Below are 3,920 nucleotides of genomic sequence, written 5' to 3'. Positions count from 1 at the left end.
TTTTGTACTTTTTTATTAATCGTATGGGTTTTGTTCCTTGGGTTTTGTGTTCATTAATGCCCTGTGGACTCGCACCACTGCTTACTGCTAACTGAACACCGTCCCCCCACCTCCGCCCAACCCCGCCAAATCCACAATGCGCACCCGGGGCACGCCGCGAGCCAGCGCGTCGAGCGCCGTGCGCACCTTGGGGATCATGCCGCCGGTGATGACACCGTCGCGGATCAGCGCCTCGGCTGCGTCTGGCGTCAACGCGGGCAGGCGTTGGCCGTCCGCCAGCACGCCGGGCACATTCGAGACGAAGTCGAGCGCGTCGGCCGGCAGTGCCGCGGCGATGGCCCCGGCGGCCTCGTCGGCGTTGACGTTGTAGGTCTGGCCGTCCTGGCCCAGCGAGATGGGCGAGATGACCGGGGTGATGCCATCGTCCATCAGCCGGCGCAGCAGGCCGGCGCGAACGGCTGTGACCTCGCCCACCAGGCCCAGATCCACCGTCGGGTGAGGGCGCTTGCGGCAGCGCAACAGCCCACCGTCCACGCCGCTCAGGCCCACCGCGTCCAGCCCGGCGGCCAGCAGCGCCCTGACGACCTGCTTGTTCGTGTGGCCGGAGAGCGCCATCTCGGCCGCCGCCAGCGACGCGGCGTCGGTGACGCGCAGGCCGTCCACCTTGATCGGTGCGAGGCCCAGGCGGGTCTGCAGCGCGGCGATGTCCTGGCCGCCGCCGTGGACGACGACCAGCGGCCCCTCTGCCGCCAGCCGGGCCAGTTGCGCCGCCAGTTCCTCCAGAAAGCCGGGGGCGCTCATCTCGTTGCCGCCGATCTTGATGACGCGGGTCATAGGTTACTCCCAGACCTGACAGGTGCGGGCGTTGCCGCAACGCCCGCACCTGTCAGGTCTAAATGGTTACAGCCCCGCCGTCTCCGCGCACCCAAACATGACGTTCATATTCTGCACCGCCTGCCCGGCCGCGCCTTTGATCAGGTTGTCGATGGCCGAGGTGAGGATGAGCGTCCGGCCGACCAGGGTCAGGCCGATGGCGCAGCGGTTGGTGTAGGTGACGTGGGCCAGCGAGGCCAGTTCGCCTGCCGGCAGCACCTCGACGAACGGCTCGCCCGCGTAGGCGTCGCCATAGAGGGCGCGCAAATTGGCCTCGGTCGCGTCCGCGCCCAGCGTGACGTAGATCGTGGACAGGATGCCGCGCGGCACGGGCAGCAGGTGGGGCGAGAAGACGAGCGGCGGCGCGCTCGCCCGCCACCAGCCGATGGCCTGTTCCATCTCCGGCAGGTGGCGGTGGACGCGGCCGATCTTGTAGGGCGAGAAGTTGTCGGCCACCTCGACGAAGTGGCTGGTCTGCGACGGCGTCCGGCCCGCGCCGCTGACGCCCGACTTGCTGTCGGTGATGATCGGCCCGGCCAGCGGCACGTTGCTCAGCAGCAGCGGGCGCAGCGCCAGCAGCACGCTCGTCGGGTAGCAGCCGGGGTTGGCGACCAGCCGCGCGCCAGGCAGGTCGGCGCGGCAGACCTCGGTCAGGCCGTAGATCGCCTCGGCCAGCAGTTCCGGCGCGGGGTGGGTGTGGGCGTACCAGTGGGCGTAGGCCGCGGCGTCGCGCAGGCGGAAGTCGGCGCTGAGGTCGATGACCCGCACGCCGGCGGCCAGGGCGACAACGGCCGTCTCGGCCGCCGCGGCGTGGGGCAGGCAGAGGAAGGCCACGTCCACCTCATCGAGCGGGGCCTCCGCTCCGGCGATGAGCGGCAGGGCGGGGGCGGCCGGGAAGACCTGGCGCAGCGTCTTGCCCGCCTGCGATTGGGAGGCGACGAAGGCGATCTCGGCTCCGGGGTGGCGCTGGAGAATCCGCACCAACTCCATCCCCGTGTATCCCGTCGCGCCGTAAATACCGACTCTAATCATTGCGCGCTCCTAGAAGCGCTCACGCAAAGAGCGCTAAGAACGCCAAGCAATATTGTTTCTTTTTGCGCTCTTTGCGTCCTTCGCGCTCTTTGCGTGAGCTCTTTCTTCTCCATCATACAGAATCCTACACAAAACAAAACCGCCAGGCCCGTTGGGTCTGGCGGTCGGTTTGTCTGTATCGGTTCGCTCCGCGACTCAGGCAACCATAAACACCAGACCTGTCGTCTGGGGCGGGCGACGGCGGCGGGGAAAGCGCTGAGCCATGTGAGCGAACATGCGCAAAATCATAACAAGTGGGGGGCAAATGTCAATATGGCACAATGAACAAAAATCGGGCGGCTGCGGCTGTCACAACCCCTTCGCTCGCTTCAACTCGGCGACGATGGCCGGGACGATCTGGTGCAGGTCGCCGATGATGGCGTAATCGGCGTAGTTCATGATGGTCGCGTCGGGGTCGGTGTTGATGGCCAGGATGTGGCGCGCCCCTTCCGCGCCGACGATGTGTTGCATCGCCCCGCTGATGCCACAGGCGATGTAGAGTTCGGCCGTGATGCGCTCGCCCGTCTGGCCGATCTGCTCGGCGTGAGGCCGCCAGCCGGCGCTGGTGACCGCCCGCGAGCAGCCGACGGCCGCGCCCAGCAGCCCGGCCAACTCCTCCAGCGCCCGGAAGCCCTCGGCGCTGCCCACGCCCCGGCCGCCGCCGATGACCAGCCGGGCGTCGGCCAGCGACAACCGGCCAGCGTCAGCCGCGGCTGCCTGGGTCGCCATCACGCGGAAGGCGTTGTCGGTCAGCGCTGGCCGCGTCTCATGGATGGCGAACGTCGCCGCCGGCGCGAGCGCGGCGGCGAAGACGTTGGGGGCAATGGTCAGCAGCTTGACCGGCCCCTTCAGTCTCGCCTCTTCCAGCAGGCTGCCGCCCCAGCGCTGGCGCGTGACGAGGAAGGCTTCGCCCGGCTCGACGCTCAGGCAGTTGGTCGCCAGGGCCAGGTTCGTGATAGCCGCCACGTGGGCCATGACTTCGTGGCCGCGGTCGCTGCCGGCGGCGATGACCGCTTGCGGCCCCAGATCGTCGATCAGGCCGGCGACGCTCTCCGCCCACGCCTCGGGCGCGTAGGCGTCGAGCCGTTCGTCGGCGATGAGATGCACGTCAGCCGCGCCGTACTCGCGCAGCGCCTCGGCCGCCGGCCGCCCCGCCGCGCCGACGACCACGGCCGCCAGCGGCGCGCCCACCTGCCCGGCCATCTGCCGCCCCAAGGCCAGCGCTTCCAGCGAGAACGGGTTCGGCTCCCGTTGTGTGTGCTCAACCAGGCATAGGATCATGTTGCTTTCCAGAGAACAACGCGAGGACGCGAAGACAGGGGCTAGGTTCTAGGGGCTAGGTTCTAGGGAAGAGTGCTCTTCCCTAGAACCTAGCCCCTAGTCCCTAACCCCTGGTCCCTTCATCCCACCAAGTTCAGTTGCCGGAGCAGTTCCAAGACCTGCGGCGCGGCTTCTGGCCCACGGCCGAGCACGACGGCCCCCGCGCCGGCCGTGTCCGCCGGGGGCTGCAGCCGCACCTTCTCCAGGTCATTGCCGTTCCAGGTGGGCGCGAAGCGGGCGATCTCCTTCTTCTTGGCCCGCATCTTGCCATGGAACGTCGGGTAGCGTGGCAGGTTGATGCCCTCTTTGACAGCGATCACCGCCGGCAGGGGCAACTCGAACGTCTCCTGTCCGCCTTTCACTGGCCGGTGAGCCGTCGCCATGCCGTCGCCGACCGTCAGCGCCTTGATGCCGGTCACGCAGGGCAGGCCCAGAGCGCGGGCCACGCGGATGGCGACCTGGTAGCCGCCGGCGTCGGCCGACTCATTGCCGAAGAGGAGCAGGTCGTAGTTCATCCCGTCAGCGCGGATGGCCTCGACGATGGCCGCGGCTGTGGCGCCGGCGTCCCACTCGTGGTCGCCCGCCTCCAGCAGGATGGCCCGCTCCGCGCCGACGGCCAGGGCGTCGCGCAACTGCTCGATCGCCGCCTCCGGGCC

At 68.8% G+C, this 3,920-nt stretch carries 4 protein-coding genes; all 4 read right to left on the bottom strand.

All coding sequences use genetic code 11. The annotated features are described in order from the left end of the window. Nucleotides 1-87: 87 nt before the first annotated feature. Nucleotides 88-834 carry an acetylglutamate kinase gene (gene argB / locus ACE3UY_RS22385; protein WP_374689687.1) on the bottom strand — a complete coding sequence of 249 codons (747 nt, stop codon included), beginning with the start codon at nucleotides 832-834 and terminating at the stop codon, nucleotides 88-90. Between the two features lie 66 nt (nucleotides 835-900). Continuing rightward, nucleotides 901-1,905: an N-acetyl-gamma-glutamyl-phosphate reductase gene (gene argC / locus ACE3UY_RS22380; protein WP_374689686.1), complete on the bottom strand. Its 1,005-nt coding sequence runs from the start codon at nucleotides 1,903-1,905 to the stop codon at nucleotides 901-903. A gap of 348 nt (nucleotides 1,906-2,253) precedes the next feature. Beyond that, nucleotides 2,254-3,225 carry an electron transfer flavoprotein subunit alpha/FixB family protein gene (locus ACE3UY_RS22375; RefSeq protein ID WP_374689685.1) on the bottom strand — a complete coding sequence of 324 codons (972 nt, stop codon included), beginning with the start codon at nucleotides 3,223-3,225 and terminating at the stop codon, nucleotides 2,254-2,256. A gap of 119 nt (nucleotides 3,226-3,344) precedes the next feature. Next, nucleotides 3,345-3,920 (bottom strand): electron transfer flavoprotein beta subunit/FixA family protein (locus ACE3UY_RS22370; protein WP_374689684.1); only part of this gene is annotated, 576 nt, incomplete at its 5' end.

Source organism: Promineifilum sp. (SeqCode), from assembly GCF_041918635.1.
Taxonomy (GTDB): Bacteria; Chloroflexota; Anaerolineae; order Promineifilales; family Promineifilaceae; genus Promineifilum.
Note: the sequence above shows the minus strand (reverse complement) of the source record. Positions and strands in the feature narration are given on the sequence as shown.